Source organism: Achromobacter sp. UBA5777 (genome assembly GCF_002418565.1).
Taxonomy (GTDB): domain Bacteria; phylum Pseudomonadota; class Gammaproteobacteria; order Burkholderiales; family Burkholderiaceae_B; genus Achromobacter; species Achromobacter animicus.
The window spans coordinates 1-21902 of record NZ_DIEJ01000261.1 but is presented as its reverse complement, the minus strand read 5'-3'; the positions used below and the strand labels follow the sequence as shown (position 1 = coordinate 21902).

The window sequence follows — 21902 nt, the reverse complement described above, 5'->3', positions numbered from 1 at the left end:
AATCGATAGGTTGCCGGGCACGGATCACCGTGCCCAGGCAAGTGGCTAGTCTGGATCAGGGAATCATGCGGTGCGTGGACGAGGCTTCGGCACGCTTGATCTCGCCGACAAACTCCGTGATGGTGCCTGGCGATACCTCCACGGCATGATCTGCGACCATCTTCTCGACCAGGGATGTGACTTGATCGGCAGAAGTGCCAGTATCTTCGCCACGCAGAAGCTGGATCAGGCGGGTGGCCAGCTTGTTCACGGTGGGACTTTCGGACAGCGCCATGACCGGCAAACGTATGCCGAAGCGGCTTTCCAGCGCAACGATGAGCTCCACGCCCATCAGGGAATCGAGGCCCATGTCGTAGATCTGGCGCTCCGGGTCGATCTTTTGCGGCGAGATACGCAGGATCTCCCCGATCTCCGCTTTGAGAATATCGCTGAATGCGGTGTGCAGGGCCGACGTGTCCAGCGTGGCGAGGAGAAGGGCAATGTCGTTGCCCTGATCGTCATCGCCGGCGGCGTCGTCGCCCGCCAGGTCTGAAAACTTTGGCGCACCGGCCGACGGCAGGAAACGTCCAAGCGCGTTCCAGTCGAGCTCCAGAACCCCGAGGCCGCTGGCGTCGGCCAACAGCATACTTTCCAGAGCGTCCAGTGCGACGTCCGATCCCAATGCGGAACCGCCCATGCGTCCCTGCAGCGCTTCCTTGATCTTCTGGTTTCGGGCAAGAAAGCCCACATCGTCGATGGCGCCCCAGCGTACGCAAGTGGCCGGCAAGCCAAGCGCGCGGCGGTGAGCCGCCAACGCTTCCAGCCAATTGTTGGCGGCGACGTAGCTGCTCTGCCCAGGGTTACCAAACAGGGTGGTGGCCGAGGAGTAGTAGATGCAGAAGTCCAGGTCCAGATCGCGCGTGAGCGCGTGCAGGTGATATGCGCCCAATACCTTTGCGTGCATCGTGCGCTCGATGTTGGCCGCGGTGGCATTGCGCGCCAGGCCGTCCTCGATCACCACAGCGGCATGGACGATTCCTCGCAATGGAGGCATATCGCGGGCTGTGTACGCCAATAGCAGTTCCAAGGCGTTGCGGTCGGTGACGTCGCAAGCCACCGCGTGGACGCGCACACCACGCGCGGATAACGCGGAGACGGCCTTGCGCGCGCTGTCGCTGGAGGGCCCGGAGCGGCTTATCAGCACCAGGTTGCGCGCACCCTTGTCGGCCAGCCATTGCGCGGTGCGAAGACCGAAGCCGCCCAGACCGCCGGTGACCAGGTAGGTCCCGTCGTCGGAAAGCGTCAGCGACTTCGGCGGCGCGAGGCGGGTCTGGCGCGACTCGTGGATGCCGTTGCGGTAGGTGATGACAATCTTGCCGATCTGCCGCGCCTGCTGCATGTAGCGGAAGGCGTCGACGACATCGTTCGCATCAAATATCGAATAGGGCAGCGGATGCAATGCGCCGTCGGCGAAAAGCTGCATCATTTCGCCGAACAATCGCTGGGTCAGGTCGGGCCGCTCGCACATCAACTGGTCGGCATCAATGCCGAAGTAGCTGATGTTGTTGCGGAAGGGCCGCAGTCCGATGCGTGTGTTCTCGTAGAAGTCGCGCTTGCCGAGCTCCAGGAAGCGTCCAAAGGGCCGAAGTACCTGGAGGTTGCGGTTGATGGCTTCGCCCGCCAGAGAATTCAGAACGATATCGACGCCCTTGCCATCCGTGGCGGCGAGGATCTCGTCGCTGTAGGACAGTGAGCGTGAGTCATAGACATGGGTGACGCCCATCATGCGCAGGAAGTCGCGCTTTTCGTCGGAGCCGGCCGTTGCGTGGATTTCGGCGCCAGCCCATTGCGCGTATTGGATCGCGGCAATGCCAACACCGCCGGCCGCGCCGTGGATCAGGATCTTTTCGCCCGCTTCCAGCCGCGCCAGATGGTGCAATGCGTAATACACCGTGAAGAACGTGCTGGGAATCGTGGCCGCCGCTTCAAAGGAGAAGCCACCGGGAATTAGAGAGATGGCGCTCGCCCGCGTGAGCGCGCGGTCGCCAAAGCTGGCGGGGCCGAAACCGACCACGCGATCGCCGGGGCGGTAGTCCGTCACTGCCCGACCCACGCGCTCCACGACGCCGGCAAATTCCAGCCCGAGCGTCGGCCCCGCAAAGCCGTTCTCGATGGCTTCGTCGGACAAGAGGCCAAGCGCATACATGACGTCGCGGAAATTCAGGCCGGTGGCCTTGATGTTGACCTCGATCTGATCGTCTGCCGGTTCGGGCGCTTCGCAGGATTCCCAGCGCAGATTGCGCAATTGTCCCGGGAAGTCGAAGCCGAGCCGGGTGGCCGGCGTCTGCACTGCGTGAGCCGTGGCGGCAGGGCGTTCGACGATGCGCAGGCGCGGGGCCAGCCGTTCCCCACCGGCGCCGATGAACACTTCGTCTTCTGCGTCGGGGTAGAGCAATTCGCGGGCAAAAGCCTCTACCGCCAGCTCGCCGCCCGGAAGATCAACGAGGCGAACGCGATAGTTGGATGCTTCATTGGCCAGCGTTCGGCCATAGCCCCAGAGGGCGGCGTCGGCAATGGATGCATCGCCGGCGTGCGCGGCATGCATCGGCGCGCCTGCATTGCGGGTGACGAGCCACACGGTCGCCGCGATATCCGCGCGTTCGCAAGCCTGGATGATTGCAGCGGCCAACGCGCAACGGCGAACCTGGTCTTCCAGAATGGCCTCGTCCGATTCGCCGTCGCCACCCCAGCCATCCACGAGCACGATGTCGTGCACAGTTTGGTGGCGGGAGCGGGCTTCGCGAAGGATCGCGTCCATGCGCTCGGGGGTGGCGCCGGTTGCCACTGCGGTTGGCTGGCCAGCATCCCTCAGATGCCGGTTGAGCATTTCGGTCAGCGTGGCGCTACCGCCCGCCGCGCCAGACAGCAACAAGCGGATGCGAGGCCCGCAAGCCGGGGCGGCAACTGTCAGACCAGGGGCGCTGGCGACGATCAGGAAGGGGCCGGACTGCAATCCCGTGGTGAGTTCAATGATGGGTTCGCAGGCGAGGCCATGCTCGCGCAACCACGTCTGGCAATAATCCGCGGCCGGAGGGGCGCTATACCCCAAGACATCTTCGCCCTGTTGCCGGCTTGTGCGTGCGCCGAATATGAAGTCGGACCACGGCGCCGGATGCGCGCCGCGCAACAGGAGCTTGCCACCGGGTTTCATGCAGGTGCGGGCATAGCTGAGCGCATGAAGCGTGTCGGTCAGGGTGTCGAATTCGCCATGCACAACGACGATGTCGTAGCGGCCAATATCGGATGCGTCAGGCTCATCCCCGATCCGAATTGCGCTGGCTTGCGGATAGGTGTCGAGCTGGGTATGCCGGGCGTCTTCAACAGCCTGGCCATCGACGGACGCATAGCGGTAGTCCGCCACGTTGAAGTCCATCGCGGCGCAGCATGCAGGTCCGAACAGCGGCGCGTCCTTGGCGATTTCCAGCATGGCGAGGCGTTGGCCCGGTTGCAGGCGGTTGGTTGCATCGCGTAGCGCCTGGGCCACCGCAGCGGCCAGGCGCTGGCCCCGTTCGGCGCCAAGCGTCAGGCGACTCACCGCAGCCGGCGTCATGGCCGAGGGGATGACCTGATCAACGCCGGCTAGGCCCCGCAACAGATCTGGCAGATGCAGACCCATGCGTCCGACGGCGTAAATTGCCGGGAAATAGTCGGGGTATTCGCGTAGCAGACTGTTCCAGATTTGGACGGCGGCAGGATGGCCTTCCTCGTCGGGCAGCAACTCCCAGCCGCTCGGCGATGTTTGTGCGTAGCCGCCGGCAAGCGCACGATCGATCATGTGCTGGAAGATGCCCGCAGCTTCGGGCTGGCTGCGTTGCTCGCGTTCGATCAAAGAGGCCGATAGTGTCTTGCCCGATGACGCCAGGCTGCGCAGACCTTCGACCGCCAGACGATCACACAGGCTTTCAAGCAATGGCTCCACTTCGAGGCTGTAGCGGTCGTTGCCCGCACGTTCCAGCTCCTGAGCCAATTCCTGCAATGCACGGACAAGGTCGGACGCGGCTACCGGGCTTTCCGGTACCGGCGCCAAGGGATGGGGGCGTGGCGTTAAAACACTCTCGACGAAGTCAAGCCGATCATCCGCGGCCTTGCGCAGGCGAATGCTGCGAAAGCGCGCTTCGCGCACGCTGGCCAACAGCGTGCCGTCGGCGTCGAACAGATCGAAGTCCGCAGTGAGAGAGTGGGGCGCCCGCCGGCGGATGCGAGCCCGGGCGTATCGGAGCTGGCCAAGAGCGCTGCGGTAGACAAGGCGACCGATCTTGGCAGGTACGAAAGCGATGCCCTGACCCATCGACGGGTCGTCCTTGAGCAGTTGGACGATGAGTTGGAAACTGCAGTCCAGCAGCGCGGGGTGGATGTGCGTCGAAGCGAGTTCCGCATCCAGGCAAGAATGAGGTTGCAGGACAGCGATCACGCTTTCGGCGGATTCGCGCCAGCCATGCAGGACGGCGCGGAAGGCGGGGCCATAGGCCAAGCCTACCGCGCAAGTCAGTCGATGGTGGTCGGATTCGACGAAATCGGGAGCACGCTGCGGCAGGTTCAGCGCGACGCCGTCACGCAGGGGAACGGCATTGGCCTCGCGGATGCGCCCGCTGGCATGCTCCGTCCAAGGCGAAGCGCTTCCTTGCTCGCGCCCGAGGATCCGGAATCGCCCGTCTTCGTGGTCCAGATCAAAGCGCACGCGCTTGCTTGGCGAACTGCCAAGGATGAGGGGCGCATGGATTTCGAGCTCTTCGATGTCCGAGTATTCACCCGGCTGCCAGATCTGCGCGGCTGCCAACGACAACTCGGCGAAGCCCGTTCCAGGGAAAACGACCGCATCGCCGACCACGTGATCGGCGAGCATCGGTACTAGCGTGGTATCCAGTCGGCTTTCCCACAGCCCCTCTTGCTGCTGCTGGGCATAACCGAGCAACGGGTGGACAAGGCGCCGCGTCAGCAGGGATGGGGATTCGGGCGTCACCGCGTGCCAATAGCGCTCGCGTTGCCAAGGGTAGCTGGGCAGGGACGCGTGTTCGCCACGATTGGGGAGCAGCGTGGTCCAATCCACGGCCGCGCCAGTCAGAATGGCCTGGCCCGCGGCGTCGTAGATGCGGTCCGGGTCGTCTTCTCCGCGCGTCGCCGTCGACAGAACAAGACCGGCGCACGCGGCATGGTCCAGCGCGTCTTTCAGATAGCCACGCAGGATCGAGTGGGGTCCCACTTCCACGAAGACAGTGTGACCGTCGGCGATCGCTGCGCCGGCGGCGGCTTCGAACTGAACAGGCAGGCGCACATTGCGCCACCAGTAAGCGGCGTCGAGCGTCTGGCCCGGCAGCACATGCCCGTCCACGGTGGAATAGAACGGGACAATGCCGTCTTGCGTCGTGAGGCCGGCCAATGATTGCAGGACGCCGTCCTGGATGGCATCCATGGCGGGGCCGTGGAACGCGTAATCCAGGTTTAGGCGGCGGTTGAAGACGCCGCGTTCGTTCAGCGTGGATTCCAGAATGTCGAGCAGTGCAGGGTCACCCGCCACCGTGGCGCCGCGATGGCTGTTGGCGCCCGCCATGGCGATGCCGTGGGCCAAGCCGAGTTCGTCGATCAGGGCTTGCGTCTCGGCGCCGCTGACACCTACTGCCGTCATGCGGCCCTTGCCCTTGGTCAGCCCTTGAAGGCGGCTGCGGTGGTAGATGACTTTTACCGCCTCAGGCAGCGATAGCGCGCCGCTTGCCCATACGGCCGCGACTTCGCCCACGCTATGCCCCATGGTGGCCACGGGCATCACACCCCGGTGGGCAAGCATCCGGGTCAGCCCGACTTGAAGCGCGAACAGGGCAGGTTGCGCGATCTCCGTGCGGTCGTAGCGGTCTGCGCTGCGGGTTGAGAGTTCCGCGGCGGGAGAAAAATCCGTGTACGCGGAAAACAGTGCGTCTACCTCCTGTACGGCCGCGGCGAATACGGGATCTGCCATCAGTCGGTTCCCCATGCCGGCCCATTGCGATCCGTTGCCGGAGTAGACGAAGACCGGGCCACTGGCGTTCTTGACGGCAGAGGCAGTGGAAACACGATGACGGGTCGAATTGCCGAGGGCGAACGCCTGCAGATCGGCCGCTGCACGACTCGCGTCGTCAGCGAACACAAGCGCACGCTCAGCGTGCCAATCGCGGCGATGAACGGCGTGATACGCGATGTCGTACAGCGAGTGTCCGGTGTCCGCCCGCAAACGGGCGGCCAAGGCGGCGGCGGCCTCTTTCAACGCCTCTTCCGTCTTGCCGGTCACCACCAGGGGCACGGGCGGATTGCTGTCTGGCGTAGAGGTGGTGGCTTGAGCGGAGGGCGGAGCGCTTTCAAGAATGACGTGGGCGTTGGCGCCGCCAAAGCCAAAGGAGTTCACACCGATGACGAGCGTGCCCTCAGGCTTTAGAGGGAGGTTTTGCGTGACGACCCGGATGTTCCACTCTTGGAATTGAATCTTCGGGTTCGGATTGCGCACGCCGATCGTGGCGGGCACGGTGCGATGGTTCAGCGCATAGATGGCTTTTACCAGGCCGGCCACGCCGGACGCCGGTTCAAGGTGGCCCATGTTGCTCTTGACTGAACCGATCGGAAGCGGCGTGGTCATCGGCCGCGCCTTACCAAGCGCTGCGCCGATAGCGCGCGTTTCAATGGGATCGCCGACCGCGGTGCCGGTACCGTGCGCTTCCAGGTAGTCGATTTTCTCAGGGGAAATGCCCGCCCGTTCGTACGTGCGGCGCATCAGGTCGGCTTGAGCGTCGGCGCTGGGGACGGTCAGGCCGGATTTACGGCCATCCGTGTTGACCGAGGAGCCGGCGACAACCGCCAGAATGCGATCTCCATCGGAAATCGCCTGGTCATAGTCTTTCAGAAGAAAGACGCCGCCGCCCTCTGAGCGGACGTAGCCGTCGCCCGATGCATCGAAGACGTTGCAATGACCCTGGCGCGACAGCATCGACGCCTTCGAGAAAATGATGAAGCCGTAGGGATGCAGGTGCAGGCTGATACCGCCGGTAAGGGCATAGGTGCACTCGCCGTTCAGGATCGCACTGCACGCCTGGTGAAATGCGACCAGCGATGAGGAGCACGCCGTATCCAAGGCCATGCTGGGACCGCGCAGGTCAAAAAAGTACGAGAGGCGGTTTGCGGCGATGCTGGAGGTGTTGCCGGTGGCGGTCGAAGCCTCGACCGCGCCAAGGTCTTCGGACAGCCGGTATGCGTAGTCCGCGCTGGAGATGCCAATGTAAACACCACAATCGGTGCCCCGCAGCCCGGACGGTTTGATTCCCGCATCCTCCATGGCTTCCCAGCTCATTTCCAGCAACAGGCGCTGTTGCGGATCCATCAAGGATGCTTCGCGGGGCGAGATGCTGAAGAAGTCGGCGTCGAAGCCGGAAACGTCGCCCAGCGAACCCGCTGCATGCGTATACGCCGTGCCGGGCTGGTCTTTCTCAGGATGCAAGTAGGCGTCGGCGGACCAGCGCGAGGAGTCGACCTGGGTGATCAGGTCCTTGCCTTCCAACAGGTCGGGCCAATATTGTTCGGTGTTGGTTCCGGGGAATCGAAATGCGAGTCCCAGGATTGCTACACGCTTTGCCATGTACTGTCCTTGCTGCTTCCGCGCGATGGGTGGGCGCGCCGCACAAAGGGGCGGTCCGCTACGGAGCAACTACGAATGAGGGGAACACGCGCGCGCATACCTGCCGAAGGCATGGCGGCGAAAACAATGAACGGGTAACGCTGGGGCGAAAGCGCTCGCTTCAACGCGCTTGCCGCGGAGCCGCTGCCGAGAGACGGTGAGCGCTGCGGCGCCCCTGACCGGCGCAGGCCTTACGCTGAAATGTGCAGTGCGAGGACGTGCCACTTGACGTGGATTGTCTATTCATTATTTGCTTTTGCGAGGGGCAGGGGCCGAGCAATAATGCAGCCGGCGCTTACCGTTGTGCGTTTTGCTGCCGAGATGTAACTTGGCCAGCGAAAAAAACGCAGAATTGGCGCATCGACCAGGACCGCTGCGCTTCGCTGCTGTTTGAGCGAGCACGGCCTTAGTTAGAGGTGCGATACAAATTGCGATTTCGTTAATGTGCAAAGTGTATCTATTTTTTTGCAGTACTGAAACCCAAGTGTCGCATTTTGGCCGCCATTCGATGGAAATGATGTATCACGCATGTGAGAAAGCGCGGAATGCTAGCTGATGAGGCGTGATGGGTTGCGAATATCGCTTGAGGTGTCGTGGCGCATTTTCATCTGCATAAATCAATTAGTGCCCGCAAATATTGGCTCCGTTCTACCCAAATCAAAATGTCGGGCCTCATTGCGGAAAACAGATGTCAAGCCTAATTAGAATGCCGGCGGGCGCAGACCGCCCGGCGCGCGGTCATGCCGCGCGTCTCGAATCATTAAAAGGCTTGATCACTCATGTACCGTCACCCCCGCTTGCGCAGCCGCATCGCGCAATCGCTCCATCGTCTTTGCGCGGTGTTGCCTGTCCTTCTGCTGGCGGCGCTGCTTGCGCCGTCCGCGCACGCGCAATCTTCCGCGCCGCTTCAATGCGGGCTGTACGAGTACGACGGCGGAAAGGGCCAGATGCGGGTGCTGAGTTCCAACCTGATCCGCAAGAGCGCGTTGAACGGTCCTGAGCTGCTTTATTACAAGGTCGAAAACGGCAAGCTGGGCTTCTATAACCTGGATCTCGGCCTGGACGATGAATACAAGCTTGCCCCGGATGGCAAGTCGATCGACGTGGGCTTTGAACAGGTCTACGCGCTGAAGACCCCCGCGCCGTGCGCTGCGCCCACGGAACTGCCGCAGAGCAAGGTCTGGCCGCTGTGCTGGAAGGCCGGCTTGATGGAATGCCTGAACGCCTACAACGAGACGTCCGTCAAGGAACTGGAAAGCATGTGCGCGAGCGGCCTGCCGTTCGTGTGCAAGAAGCTGCCGGACGCCTGGCGCGAAGCCGCCGGACTGGAACCCGGCGAAGGCGGCCAGCCCGCGCCGCTGGGCGAGGCGGCGCACAAGACGCTGCAGGCCGCGTGCCTGAAGGGCATCTCCGCCAGCACGTGCACGCTGGCGGCCGAAGAAGCCTGGACCGCGGGTCGCTACCTGGATGCCCGGCCCATGCTGCAACATGCGTGCGCGGCGCCGATCGCCAGTTCCGATGCGTGCACGCTGGCCGACAGCCTGGCGCCGCTGACCGCCGAGGCGTTGGCGCAGGCCGCGCCGGCCCAACTGCCGCAGGGCACCTTCAAGCGTCCCATCGGCACATTGCGCAAACTGGTCTTCGGGGCAGATGGCGTCGTCAAGGACGACGGATCGCTGACCATGAAGGTGCGTCGGCAAGGCGGCCTGATCAAGCTGCAGCACAACCAGGGCGGGGACTTCGTCTTCAAGCCGCTGGGTGACCGCTTGCTGCTTGGGGTTGATTATTGGAATCGCCTGGCGCTATTCGTGCGCGCCGACGGTTAAAGCCTGTCGCCATCAGCCCGGCAGGCGGCGGACCTGCAGCGTGCCAGTGGCGAAGGCGAATTCGTACGCGTACACGGCGTCGATGGCGTAGGCGTCGGGGCCGTGCGGCGCGTCTTCCGCGACGATGCCGCGCAGCACAGTGCGGCCATCGACGCGGTCCAGCACGGCGTAGGCCGTGTGGCCTTGGCGCAGACCGGCGTCGCGCAGCCGGTCTGCGATGCGATACGCCTGCAATACGTTCATGCGCGGCTGCACATAGATGCCGTGGCGCGCTTTGAAGTGATTGTCGGCGCGCAGCGTGGCGATGGCCCGATAGCAGGCCTCGCGCAGGCTCGCTTGCCGCTCTGTCACGATATGCGGTGCGGGCAGGGCGGCGGCATCGACCATCCACCATGCGTCGGCCCCGTCTTCCAGGCTTTGCAGGACGGTCGCCGGCTCGCCGCTGACGAACTCGATCCGCCCGTGATAGCCCTTGTCGAGCACAGCCCGATACTCGCCGCGTTGCGCTACGGGGAGCAGGCTGATCGTCGGTTCTGGGGCAAGACCCGCGTGCGCAATGCGGCCCAGCGCCGCCACGCCGCGTCGTCCAGCATGGCGCCGTCCTGTCGCAACGCATCCATATCCGCGAAGACCGCCACCTTCCAGCGCGCGCTGCCGTAGAGCGACGTCGCCTGCAACGAGAACGCGTCGCCCTGCAGGCCTAGCGCCTGCAATTGCGCCAACGCCGCCTTCTGACGCGCCACGTGCTGGTCTTTTTCCTGGCGCGCGGCGTCGATGCGGCCGGTCAGCGTGGCCAGCCCCTCGTCCGGTCCCAGGACTTCTGTGGCGGGCGCTCGGGCGGCGCCGCTCGGCCGCAAAGAGCGCGAGTGTAACGAACCGGGCCACGGTGGCACGGCCTTCGCTGCCGTGCGCGTTGATGGCGGACAAGCCGGTGAGAAGTCCTGTGACCGCGCGGGGAAGCGAAACATTCGCAACAACGTTTTACGACGGGCGCGGCACGCCTGGCCCGTAGTCCGGCCACGACGCCTCCTTCTGAACTGCCACCACCTGTTTCAGCCGCCAATCCAGATGTTGCGATCCGTATGCAACCCGGTAGGATGCGCGCACATTGCTCCAGCCCATTTCACCGAGGATCGATCCCATGTCCCTGCCGCGCCCGCGACTTGCCCTTTCTGCCCTGATGCTCGCCCTGACCCTGTCGGGCTGCGTCACGATCCCGGATTCGAACGGTGCGGGCACCGCGGACGACAAGCGTTATGGGCAACTGGTCGATCTGATCGGCGAGGCGATGAAGGACGGCATGGCGGTGGTGCTGGTGGCGGACCTGATGCCGCACGCCACACTGAAGGACGCCATGAAAATGACGACGTGGACTGGCAATACGGTCTGGATGTTCGAGCCCGATCCGCGCATCACGTTCGGGCGCAAGTTCCAGAACAATTCGCTGCAACGCGACAAGGACACGACGTACCTGTTCAAGGCCTTCGAGGTCCACATCCTGCCGCCCGGCAAGTACCTGCTGACGGGCGGGGACGACTACAAACTCAGTGCCAAGCTGGACGACATCGGCGCGCGCGCCGGCGCGGTGGGCTCGGGCCGTGGCGCCAACGGCACCACCTATCTGTCGCCAGAGCTGTATCGCGAGTTCTACAAAGAGACCAACTGGCACGAAGGCACGACGGGCAGCCAGACCCGAACCGAGAAGGTCTGCACGGCCGTGCACCGCGCATCCGGCGCCTGCGTGGCCTGGGGCGAGCAGCAGGTTACCGAGACCACGCCGGGATCGCGTGCCGGCTATTACGAAGACACCACGTCGCGCGACATCCCCGCCATCAAGGTGCAGTCGCGCGTGGTGCCCAAGCTGGCGCTGGCCAGCTTCACGCTCAAGGGCGGCGACCTGGTGCTGAGCCAGCGCATGCACATGAAGACGCCCAGCTACAAGTTCAAGCAGTCCGCGTGCCGCGCGGTCGATCCGAAGATGATCGAATGCCCGCTGGAGGACTTCACGGTGTACACGTGGCCCGCGCCGATGGACTTCGCGCAGAAATATTTCGCCCAGCGCACGAACCTGACCGACGCGCAGCGAGAGCTGCTGAACAAGCTCAAGCCGATGCAGATCACGCCGTTGGGCAAGCAGGGCATGCAGGATCCGGTGTGGGGCGTGCCGCTGTCGCTGGGCAACCGGAAGTAGGGCGCATCGTTCCGAAAGCTGCGCGCCGCTAATCAAGCGGCAGTGCAGGGCATCCGTTTTCGCGCATAAGCAGATCGCGACAATTTCATATTGAATGAGTTTGATTCTTAGTTATACTCGGACACATCTGTGCGGGCGGTCATGCCGTTCGTGCGGATTTCCGGTCTACGTACCAATGCAGCGGGCGTTTCGGCTTCGGCGGAACGCTTCGGTACGCCGGCGGGCCGGCGCATAAAGACAATAAAAACCAGCAAGGCCGCTCGCTTTTCGAGAGGGAAGTTCCGGCATCGTCTCGCGGTCGCGCGCGGGCGGGCGCATTGCGCTTGCCCGGCGGCAGCGCATCGGGCCATCGAAGGTTTTCTCGCAGGCGAGCGCGATTGACAGCATCACCCAAGCGCATTTTCGAGCGACGACGCATCGACGATTGACCGTCGAACGTCCGCCGCGCCCGCCGTCCTTCGTACAGAACCTGGAGCACTGCATGCCTGTCCCCACCCGTCGCCGCAAGCTCGCGATCGCCTTGTCCGCCGCCCTGGGCGCGCCCACCGCTTTCGGCCCCTCCGCCTTCGCGCAGTCGTCCGGCGCCAATCCGCCGGTGCCCCAATTGCCCGCCGTCACCGTGACGGGCGCCAGCGAGAACAAGTCGGATGAAATGCCGCCGATTTACGCGGGCGGCCAGATCGCGCGCGGTGCGCGGCTGGGTATGCTGGGCAATGTCGACATGATGAGCACGCCGTTCAACGTGACGTCGTACACGTCGGAGCTGGTGTTGAACCAGCAGGCGCGCAGCCTGGCGGACGTGATGGCGAACGATCCCGGCGTCGTCAGTGCGGGGCCGTGGTTCTTCGACAATTTCAATATCCGCGGCTTTGTCGTCAATCGCGCGGAGATCGGCTTCAACGGCCTGTACGGCATCGCCAATTCCGAGGGCGTGCAGCTCGAGGGGCTGGAACGCATCGAAGTCCTCAAGGGGCCGAGCACGCTGCTCAATGGCAGCGCGCCGCGCGGCACGGCGGGCGGCGCGATCAACCTGGTGCCCAAGCGGGCGGATGACACGCCGCTGACGCGCTTTACGACCAGCTATGTCGGCGACGCCAATCTGGGCGCCAACGTGGACATCGGCCGGCGTTTCGGCCAGGACAACAAGTTTGGCGTACGGCTGAACGCGGCCTATCGCGACGGCGAAGGCTCGGTGGATAACGAGAAGCCGCGCGCCTCGAACGTGACGCTGGGGCTGGATTACCGTGGTGACCGGCTGCGCGCCAGCGCGGATCTGGGCGCCAGCAACCAGAAGGTCAGCGGCGCGCGGAACAACTACTTTGTCACGACCGCGTTTCCGCCGTCGGCGCCGCGCGGCGACATCAATCCGTATCCGTCGTGGTCGTACCAGGACAAGGATTATGCGTTCGCCATGGTGCGCGCCGAGTACGACCTGACCCGCAACTGGAGCATCGGCGGCGCGTTCGGTCTGGCCGAGACGACGCGCAAGGCTAATTCGCCGTGGGGCGTCGTCATCAACGACGCCGGCGACCTGGATTTCACGGCGTTCGGGCTGAAGGAACGCAACAAGACGCGCAGCGGCGAGCTGAACACGCGCATCCAGTTCGACACCGGCCCCATCAAGCACAGCGCTGTGCTGGCGGTGACCGACTATGACTCGAAGGTCAGCGGCTATCAGCCGCAGTCGTCGTGGAACGAGTTCAGCAACATCTATCATCCGACCAGCCTGTCCGAGCCCGACAACTTCAGCCTGGACGGCACGATGGTGCCGCAGAACGACATGACGTTGCGCAGCTATGCCATCACCGACACGTTGTCGATGCTGGACGAGCGCGTGCTCCTGACGCTGGGCGTGCGCCATCAGAAGATCGACGTAAATTCCTATGTCTGGAATACCGGCGCGTGGCAGTCCAACTACACCCGCAGCGCCAACACGCCGGCAGTGGGCCTCGTCGTCAAGCCGACCGACAAGCTTTCCCTCTACACCAACTACGTCGAGGCGCTGGCGCAGGGCGCCGTGGCGCCGGCCACCGCGGTGAACGCGGGAGAGGTGTTTGAACCGTTCGTATCCAAGCAGTTTGAAGTGGGCGCCAAGATGGACTGGGGCACGTTCTTCACGTCTCTGAGCGCCTTCCAGATCAAACGGCCCAGCGGGTTCCTGGGCGCGGACAACGTATATCGCCTGGCGGGCGAGCAGCGCAATCGCGGGTTGGAGCTGTCCGTCGCCGGCGAAGCCACGCGGGGCCTGCGGCTGCTGGGCGGCGTGGCGTGGACGCGTGCGATCCTGACCGAAACCCCGGGCGGTGAATTCAACGGCGCCAAGGCGTCGGGCGTGCCGACGTGGTCGGTCAAGCTGGGCGCGGAATACGACATCGCGCAGGTGCGCGGCCTGACCGCGACGGCGCGCATGATCTACACGTCTTCGATTCCCTGGGACGCCGACAACAACGCTACCGTGCCGGCCTGGACGCGTTTCGACGTGGGCGCCCGCTACGCGACCCGCATCGCGGACCGCAACGTGGTGTTCCGCGCGGCTGTGGAGAACGTGTTCAACCGCCGCTACTGGGATTCGTCGCCCGCGTACCAGATGGTCACGTCCGCCGCGCCGCGCACGTACATGTTGTCGGCCAGCGTCGACTTCTGATGGCCGCAGGCCGGCATTGGCTGGGCGAGCGCCAGACCTGGGTCTGGCTGCACCGCTACGCTGGGTTGCTGACTGCGCTGTTCCTGACGGTGGCGGGGCTGACCGGCAGCATCCTGGCGTTTGGCCACGACATCGACGCGTGGCTCAATCCCGGTTTTCACCAGGCGCGTTCCACTGCGCCGCCGCTGGGCTTTGATGCGCTGGCGGCGCGCATCGAGGCATCGGATCCCGCGCTGCGTGTCGACTACGTGACGCACGATGGCACGCCAGGCCGCACGGCGCTGGCGTTCGTGTCGGCGCGGGCCGGACGTCCGCCGCTGGGCTATGACGAGGTGTACCTCGATCCCGGCACCGGCGAGATCCAGGGCAGGCGCGCGCGCCGCGCCTGTTGCCTGCAGGCCGAAAGCTTCGTGCCCTTCATGCTGCAGATCCATCACAGCCTGTATGTGCCGGGCTTGTGGGGGTGGTGGTTCATGGGCGGCATCGCGCTGATCTGGCTGGTGGACAGCTTTGTGGGCGTTTACCTGACGTTGCCGCGCGGCGGGCTGCGCATGGCGAAATGGAAGCCCGCGTGGCTTATCAAGCGCGGCGCGGGATCGTACCGGCTTACCCTGGACCTGCACCGCGCCTTCGGCTTGTGGTTATGGCTGGCGCTGGCGCTGTTGGCGTTGAGCAGCGCGTATCTGAACCTGCGCGAAGAATTGTTCCGGCCGGCTTTGTCGGCTGTGTCGACATTGACGCCAATTCCCACGGCCAGCACGCCGGTTGCGGAGCGCGATGCGCTGCCCCTAGTGGGGTTTGACGCCATCCGCGCCCGCGCGAACGCGCACGCCCAGGCGCAGGGGTGGCCGCAGCGCGTAAGCGGCGTCAGCCACTTCAGCGAACTGGGCTTATACCTGGCGTTGCTTTGGCCGTCGCACCACGACCGGGGGCGGGGTCTGGGAGCGCCCATGCTGTACTACGACGCGCACACCGGCGCGCTGGTGGGTGTCACGCAACCCGGCCGCGGCACCGCGGCCGACGTCTTCACGCAAATGCAGTTTCCGCTGCACAGCGGCCAGATCGGCGGCCTTGCCGGCCGCGTCGCCGTGGCCGGGCTGGGGCTGGTGGTCGCGATGCTGAGCGTGACCGGTGTGGTGATCTGGTGGAAGAAGCGGCGGTCGCGCGTTGTGTCGCGGCGCCGCGCGGAGCGCGAGCCGAGGGAGGATCGCCGCGGGTAACCCGCCCGAACCGTTGCCTACTGCGTGGGCGGCGCGTCCGCGAGCCGGCACGCGATGGCGCGAAGCTCCGTGCCGTCGGGAAGCGCATAGCGGCTTTCGCCCAACCACGATACCGGCCGGCCATCCTGCACGCAGCAATAGAAGAAGGCTTGTTCCCCGTCGTCGCAGGGGAGTGCCTTGCTGCGGCGCTCGATGATGTACGTGGTGCCGTCTGACCCGATCGCGACCAGTTCGGTCGATCGCTTCTTGTAGTGCGTGTGCATGGCATCGCTCCTTTGAACCGGGTGATTCAGGAGTAAACCTAACCTGCTTGCAGCCGGATGACCATTTGGCCCCGAATAAAAGCGTCGAAATAGTGATGAACGCATCAGTGCGAATGCATGATTGCTACCAATGTCCTATGGGCGTAATCTTTCCGGCTACTTGAGCGGTCGAATGACTGCGAATAGATTGAACAAGGCCAAACCGCCGTGCGGAAAGGCCGAATGGATGGTCGGTAGCCGAAGTCTTTCAGTGGTGCGTTTCCTCTGTCTCAGTCACGGAGCTTATGCATGGAAGTCCGCCGTCCAGTCCCTTCCTTTAGCGCACCCGCGCGCATCCCCTCATTCCCAATTCGTGCCGTACCGGGCAGCTTGCTGACCGGGCTAACGGCGCGTTGCCGCAGTTTCCCGCAGTCTTTCCGAACTCGATAAACGGAGCGTGCCCCGCCACATCAAAACCGAATGCGCTTTAGCTCGGAAAAGAACGTCGTGCATGTTGGAAGTCCCCTCAGTGAACTTCGCCAAACACATCCATTAGGAGCGACAACAATGAAGCTAACTCGCCGCAAACTGAACGCAGGGGGATTGGCCCTGCTGGCTGCAGGATCGCTGGGGCCGGCGTTCCGGGCCTCGGCCGCTGCCTCCGAAGGGCTGGTGGCCAATCTGCCGGAAGCCGACGACCGTTTCGTCACAGCCACCGACGCCTACATCTACGCATACCCGCTGGTGACCATGGAGATGACCCGCCGGGTGATCACCAACGTCGCCGAACCCAAGGGCACGCGCGCGCCGATGGGCCAGCTCATCAAGCTGCGCCAGTATCCCGACGCCAAGTTCCGTGACGTGACGGCGCCGAACGCCGACACGCTGTACACCACGGCATTCTTTGATGTGGGCGACGAGCCCTGGGTCGTCAGCCTGCCCGACCTGAACGGCCGCTACGCGCTGTTTCCGCTGCTGGACGGTTGGACGACTGTGTTCGACGTACCTGGCAAGCGCACCACAGGCACGGGCGCGCAGACCTTCATCGTGACGGGTCCGGGCTGGGAAGGAACGGTGCCGCAGGGCATGAAGCAGTACAAGTCGCCGACCAGCATCGTATGGATGTTGGGCCGCATCTATTGCACAGGCACGCCCGAAGACTACGCCGAAGTGCACAAGCTGCAGGACCAGGTAAAGCTCGCGCCGCTAAGCGGCTGGGGCAAGGATTGGAAGGCGCCGCAGGGGAAGGTCGATTCGGCCATCGACATGAAGACGCCGGTGCGGGATCAGGTCAACAACATGGATGCGGCCGAGTATTTTTCGCTGTTCGCGCAACTGCTCAAGCGCAATCCGCCGACGGTGGCCGACGCGCCCATGGTCGAGAAACTGGCGACGATCGGCATCGTGCCGGGCCAGGATTTCGACAAGTCGAAATTGCCCGCCGATTTTGCCAAGCGGGTGCCCGAGACCGGGTTCGCACGCATCATGGCGCACTTCCGATCCAACGATGGCGACATCCAGCACATTGACGGCTGGGGCTTCACGACCAAGACGGGGATCTATGGCACGAATTATCTGCAACGGGCCTTGATCACCGCGATCGGGCTGGGCGCGAACCGGCCGCAGGACGCCGTTTATCCGACCTCGTTGCGGTCCTCCAATGGGGCGATCCTTCGCGAATACAACGGATCGGAAAAGTACGTGCTGACGTTCCGCAAGGGGATGACGCCGCCGGTGTCAGGGTTCTGGTCGCTGACCATGTATGACCAGAACTACTTCTTTGTCGATAACCCGCTGAACCGCTATTCCATCAGCGAGCGCCAGCCGCTCAAGCGCAAGCCGGACGGGTCGATAGATCTGCTGATCCAGAACGAATCGCCGGGTCCGGAGATGGAGTCGAACTGGCTGCCGGCGCCCAAGGGCCGGTTCATCCTGATGATGCGTCTGTATTGGCCGAACGAAAGCGATCCTTCCATCATCAATGGCTCGTGGACGGTGCCGCCGGTGCGGCGCGTGAGCTGACGCGGTTATGGCGGCAGAACGCGCCTCGGATCCTTCCGGGGTGCGGTCCGCCCGTCTGCATATGCCTTCGGGCCGGAGGATACGCGATGAAAATGCACGTCTTTGCCTGTGCGGCATGCGCGGCGCTGCATGCCGGAACCGCGATCGCGGCCGAGCCGCAGTCGGCACCCGCCGTTGACGCGGTGGCTTCCGACGAATGGAAGTTCTCGGTGTCGCCCTATTTATGGGCGCCTGCGCTGTCCGGGAAGATCACGCATCGCCGGCTGCCACCCGTCGATGTCGATGCGAGCTTCGACAAGATCTTCGACAACCTCGATTTCGCGGCCATGCTGATGGGCGATGCGCGCAAAGGCCGGTACAGCATCTTTGGCGACCTGCTGTACGTGAAGGTCGGCGCGCAAGGCGACACGCCGCGGGGCATTCTGGCCGACAGCGCGGACGTGAAGAACGAGTCGTTCACGGGCATGATCGGCGCGGGCTATTCCGTGCTGGACCGGTCAGAGCACAGCCTGGACGTGGTGGGCGGCCTGCGGGTCTGGTCGGTGGACAACAGCATCAAATTCAATGGCCCGCTGACACGCGGCACAAAATATAGCGACAGCGCGACGTGGGTGGACGCCATGGTGGGCGTTCGCGGCACCTACAACTTTCATTCCAGGGCCTATCTGACGGGCTGGGGCATGATCGGAGCAGGGGGCGCGCAGGCGGACTGGGACCTGGGGCTTGGCGTGGGCTACAACTTCAACAAGTCGGTGTCGGCCACGGTGGGATACCGCGCGATGGGCGTGGACTACGAACGCAATGGCTTCAAGTACGACGTGGTGTTGCAGGGACCGATCGCGGGGCTGACGATCCGGTTTTGAACAACGTGACCCGCAGGGCGTTCAGCGCAGGTCGGCCACGTTGACGGTGGTGGCGCCGCAGGCCTGCACCAGTTCGGGGTCGTGGCTGGCAAACAGCACGACGCGGTCTTGCGCCCAGCGCTTGAACACGTCTGCCAGCACGCCGCGCGCCTGCGCGTCCAGCCCATTGCTGGGGCCGTCGGCCACGACGACCGCCGGATTGCCCAGCGCGGCGGCGGTCAGATAGACCTTGCGCCGTGTACCGGTGGACATCTGCTCGAAACGCTTGTCCAGATGGGGCTCAAGACCCAGCTGTCGCGCCAGCTCCCATATCGAGTCGTCCAGCGTCACGCCTTTGGCTTGGGCCGCCTGTTCCAGGAGGCCGCGTCCCGTCTGCTCGGGAAACGCCATGCAGTTGTCCGGCACGTAGGCCAGGCGAGACTGCGCGGCTTGCGGCGCGTCGCGCAGCGAGTGGCCGTCGATGTGCACGTCGCCGCTGTCCGGTGCGAGGGCGCCGGCGATGATGTTCAGCAGGCTGGACTTGCCGGTGCTGTCTTCTTCGCACAGTGCCACGCAGCCCGGCGCAAAGGTGTGCGTCAGTCCCTGGAACACGTCGTAGTCGCCGTAGCGCTTGCTGAGATTGTCGATGCGTAGCATGCGGCAAGTGTACGAGAGGAACGCGTTCCGCGGCCACTGGAAGGCGAGGCCGTAATCGATCGGTTTGAGCAGGCTGTGGGTTGTCGTGTCCGGACCCGGCCGTTAGCATCGGCGGCTACCCGTAAAAAAAGAACCGGAGACTTCATGACTGCGCCCATTCCTGAATTCACCCATGCCGTGGTGACGCGCGACGCTCGCGGCGTCTATACCCTGCAGATCCACGATGCCAAGAGCCTGAACATCCTGGCGTCGGCCGTCACACTGAGTTTGACCGAGGCGGCGCGCTGGATTGCGGCGCAGGATGACGCTCGCGCGGTGGTGATCCGCGGGACGGGCGAGAAGGCATTCGTGGGCGGGGCCAATATTCATGAAATGGCCGAGCTGGACCCGCCCGGCGCACGTGCCTTCATCACGCGGCTGCGCGACCTTTGCGATGCGGTGGCGGACATTCCCGTGCCGACCATTGCCCGATTGCCGGGCTTTTGCCTCGGCGCTGGCATGGAGCTGGCGGCGGCCTGCGACATCCGTCTGGGATCGGCGGACGGCGTTTTTGGCATGCCGGAGGTGCGCGTCGGGATACCTTCGGTGATCCATGCGCTGCTATTGCCTGCGCTGATCGGCCAGGGCCGCACCAACTGGCTGCTGCTCACCGGTGAAACGGTGGATGCGGCGCAGGCGCGGGATTGGGGGTTTCTGGAATTCGTATGCGAGCCGGGCGGGCTGGATGCGCTGGTCGAACGGACCGTGGCGCCAATTGCCGCCAGCGGCCCGCGCGCCGTGCGGTCGCAGAAGGCCTTGCTGCGTTACTGGGCGGAATCGTCGATCCAGGCCGGTTTGGACCGTAGCGTCGAGGCCTTCGGTGAGGCCTTCACCACCGACGAGCCGCGGCGGTGCATGGCGCCATTTCTGGCGCGCAAGCGGCATCGCGAGGCTTGAAGGCAGCGGGCTGCGTCGGGCGCGCAGGATACCCGCCGCGGTGCTTGCGCACGTGTGCTTCGTGCATCCGGACGGGAACGCCATGTGCTGACCCGCAAGGACTGCCACTGTGCAAGGAGCCGACATGATGGCCGAAGCGAACGAGATGGAGCGCTGTATCGATAGCTGTCTGACCTGCTATCGCACATGCGTGAAGACGGCAATGAATCACTGCCTGGAAGCCGGGGGCGAGCACGTTGAGCCGCATCATTTCCGGCTGATGATGGGCTGTAGCGAAATCTGCCGCACCGCCGCACATGCAATGCTGGTGGGCGTGGAAAATCACAAGGTCATCTGCGGCGCCTGTGCCGCGATCTGCGACGACTGCGCCGCCAGTTGCGAGGGCATCGAAGGCATGGCCGACTGCGCGCGCGTGTGCCGCGAATGCGCCGGCATCTGCGGCAGGATGGCCTCTTGAGCGATTCGACAAGAGGGGACGCAAGGACAGGCCCCGCAAGCGGGGCCTGTCCCAGATCACTTCCGGAGATGCTCGCGCACGGCCGTGGCGGATGGCCCGACCGCCTTCACGGCGTCGCGCAATTGCGTCTCGCTGACGCCAAGCTCCTGGGTCCAGTAGCGCAGCTCGTGCGTTTCGTTGACGTTGATCCGGGAACGGTCCTGGGGACCACGCTTGCTCAGGTCGTCTGACATATTCGTATCCTCCGGGTTGAGACGCCCCGGAGGTCAGCAAGCGGCATGCCCGCACCCAGCGGGCATTTTTGTCATTGCACGCGGGTGGGGGTCGCCGCGCGCGAGGTCTGGGCGGGCATGCGCTCGACCGTCAGCGCAGCCGGTTCAGCCGTGGATGGCCGGACCACGACGGCCTTGTTTGCGCTGGCGGCGCCCAGATTGGGCAGATCGGCCGGCCGTGCGGCCACTGCCGTGAACGGACCGCCGCCGCTGGCCGGAACGCCGTCCAGCGTCAGGTTGGCAGCCCAGACGCCACGTTGGCGCGACAGCACCTGATAGCGCTGCGGTGCGCCGGCGGCGCGTGCAACCAGATACAGCGTGCCGTCGACCAGGCTGATGGCGGGTGGCGATGCGGCTTCGGCGTCCAGCTTGCCGAGCTTGCCGTGTTCAAGCAGCCAGAGCTGTCCGCCCGCGCGCTCCAGGATCGCGAGCACGACGTTGCCGGCGTTGTCGGCGTGGATGGCGGGGCGGCCGATGTAGGGCACGCCCAAGTCGGCCGGCGCGCTCCAGTCCATGTTCAGGTCGGTGGTGTCGCCGGCTTCGACCAGCTTGGTCAGGTGGTTGTTGGCGCGCTGGCGGAAATAAAGCTCGACGCGGTCTTCGTGGTTGCGGATGGCAGCCAGTCCGCCGGCCGCTTCCGGCGCGGCGACGCGGCGCCAGCCTTGCCATTCCGACCGTTGGCCCTTGGCGGCCGGGAGCTGGCGGGTATAGAAGAGTTCGCCTTTGGCGGCGACCGCAAACACCACGTAACGTCCATCCGAACCGCGCGCGGCGGCCGGTGAGCCCGAGGCGCCTTCCAGCGGGGGCAGCGCCTGCCAGGTGCTCCAACTGCCGTCGATGCCGGACGGCGTGATCCAGTGCAGCACGCCGTCATAGCCCAGCGCGACGGCGGCGGCCTCGCCGCGTGGCGCGACGGCGGGG

The 21902-nt window shown here is 64.6% G+C and carries 14 protein-coding genes and 1 pseudogene; 8 read left to right on the top strand and 7 right to left on the bottom strand.

Annotation, left to right across the window (positions count from 1 at the left end; all coding sequences use genetic code 11):
• Nucleotides 1-55 precede the first annotated feature (55 nt).
• The gene (locus tag B3446_RS22565; RefSeq protein ID WP_291385163.1) at nucleotides 56-7633 is read right to left on the bottom strand and encodes a type I polyketide synthase; all 7578 of its coding nucleotides are present in this window, start codon (nucleotides 7631-7633) and stop codon (nucleotides 56-58) included.
• Nucleotides 7634-8451: 818 nt separating this feature from the next.
• On the opposite strand from B3446_RS22565, the gene B3446_RS22560 reads away from it, so the two are divergent.
• Nucleotides 8452-9498, top strand: a complete 1047-nt coding sequence (locus B3446_RS22560; protein ID WP_291385161.1) for a hypothetical protein — start codon at nucleotides 8452-8454, stop codon at nucleotides 9496-9498.
• A gap of 12 nt (nucleotides 9499-9510) precedes the next feature.
• Here B3446_RS22560 and B3446_RS22555 read toward each other — a convergent pair whose 3' ends face one another.
• Nucleotides 9511-9981, bottom strand: a complete 471-nt coding sequence (locus tag B3446_RS22555) for a hypothetical protein (protein ID WP_291385159.1) — start codon at nucleotides 9979-9981, stop codon at nucleotides 9511-9513.
• A 23-nt stretch (nucleotides 9982-10004) separates the two neighbouring features.
• On the bottom strand, nucleotides 10005-10355 hold the full coding sequence (locus B3446_RS22550; RefSeq protein ID WP_291385157.1) for a hypothetical protein: 351 nt from the start codon (nucleotides 10353-10355) through the stop codon (nucleotides 10005-10007).
• A 284-nt stretch (nucleotides 10356-10639) separates the two neighbouring features.
• Here B3446_RS22550 and B3446_RS22545 point away from each other — a divergent pair, with 284 nt between their 5' ends.
• From B3446_RS22545 to B3446_RS22535, 3 genes are all read left to right on the top strand, one after another.
• Nucleotides 10640-11689 (top strand): hypothetical protein, encoded by a 1050-nt coding sequence (locus tag B3446_RS22545; protein ID WP_291385155.1) that lies wholly within the window; start codon nucleotides 10640-10642, stop codon nucleotides 11687-11689.
• A 481-nt stretch (nucleotides 11690-12170) separates the two neighbouring features.
• Nucleotides 12171-14333: a TonB-dependent receptor gene (locus B3446_RS22540; protein ID WP_291385153.1), complete on the top strand. Its 2163-nt coding sequence runs from the start codon at nucleotides 12171-12173 to the stop codon at nucleotides 14331-14333.
• Entirely contained in the window at nucleotides 14333-15553 is a 1221-nt protein-coding gene (locus B3446_RS22535) for a PepSY-associated TM helix domain-containing protein (protein ID WP_291385151.1), read from the top strand. The genes B3446_RS22540 and B3446_RS22535 overlap by 1 nt, the downstream gene beginning before the upstream one ends.
• 17 nt (nucleotides 15554-15570) lie before the next feature.
• Here the strand turns inward: B3446_RS22535 and B3446_RS22530 are convergent, their stop codons facing one another.
• Nucleotides 15571-15816 carry a hypothetical protein gene (locus B3446_RS22530; RefSeq protein ID WP_175184515.1) on the bottom strand — a complete coding sequence of 82 codons (246 nt, stop codon included), beginning with the start codon at nucleotides 15814-15816 and terminating at the stop codon, nucleotides 15571-15573.
• A gap of 546 nt (nucleotides 15817-16362) precedes the next feature.
• On the opposite strand from B3446_RS22530, the gene B3446_RS22525 reads away from it, so the two are divergent.
• Nucleotides 16363-17817: a DUF1254 domain-containing protein gene (locus tag B3446_RS22525; RefSeq protein WP_175184514.1), complete on the top strand. Its 1455-nt coding sequence runs from the start codon at nucleotides 16363-16365 to the stop codon at nucleotides 17815-17817.
• 86 nt (nucleotides 17818-17903) lie between these two features.
• Nucleotides 17904-18680 carry a hypothetical protein gene (locus B3446_RS22520; protein ID WP_291385147.1) on the top strand — a complete coding sequence of 259 codons (777 nt, stop codon included), beginning with the start codon at nucleotides 17904-17906 and terminating at the stop codon, nucleotides 18678-18680.
• 21 nt (nucleotides 18681-18701) lie between these two features.
• Here B3446_RS22520 and B3446_RS22515 read toward each other — a convergent pair whose 3' ends face one another.
• On the bottom strand, nucleotides 18702-19316 hold the full coding sequence (locus B3446_RS22515; protein WP_291385145.1) for an ABC transporter ATP-binding protein: 615 nt from the start codon (nucleotides 19314-19316) through the stop codon (nucleotides 18702-18704).
• 144 nt (nucleotides 19317-19460) lie between these two features.
• Here B3446_RS22515 and B3446_RS22510 point away from each other — a divergent pair, with 144 nt between their 5' ends.
• Both B3446_RS22510 and B3446_RS22505 read left to right on the top strand, forming a co-directional pair.
• Nucleotides 19461-20252 (top strand): enoyl-CoA hydratase, encoded by a 792-nt coding sequence (locus B3446_RS22510; RefSeq protein ID WP_291385143.1) that lies wholly within the window; start codon nucleotides 19461-19463, stop codon nucleotides 20250-20252.
• Nucleotides 20253-20376: 124 nt separating this feature from the next.
• Nucleotides 20377-20709: a four-helix bundle copper-binding protein gene (locus tag B3446_RS22505; RefSeq protein ID WP_291385141.1), complete on the top strand. Its 333-nt coding sequence runs from the start codon at nucleotides 20377-20379 to the stop codon at nucleotides 20707-20709.
• Nucleotides 20710-20765: 56 nt separating this feature from the next.
• Here the strand turns inward: B3446_RS22505 and B3446_RS22500 are convergent, their stop codons facing one another.
• Nucleotides 20766-20942, bottom strand: a complete 177-nt coding sequence (locus B3446_RS22500) for a DUF3606 domain-containing protein (protein WP_286897668.1) — start codon at nucleotides 20940-20942, stop codon at nucleotides 20766-20768.
• Nucleotides 20943-21013: 71 nt separating this feature from the next.
• Nucleotides 21014-21902 (bottom strand): annotated as a pseudogene (locus B3446_RS22495) (PIG-L family deacetylase); the annotation flags it as partial.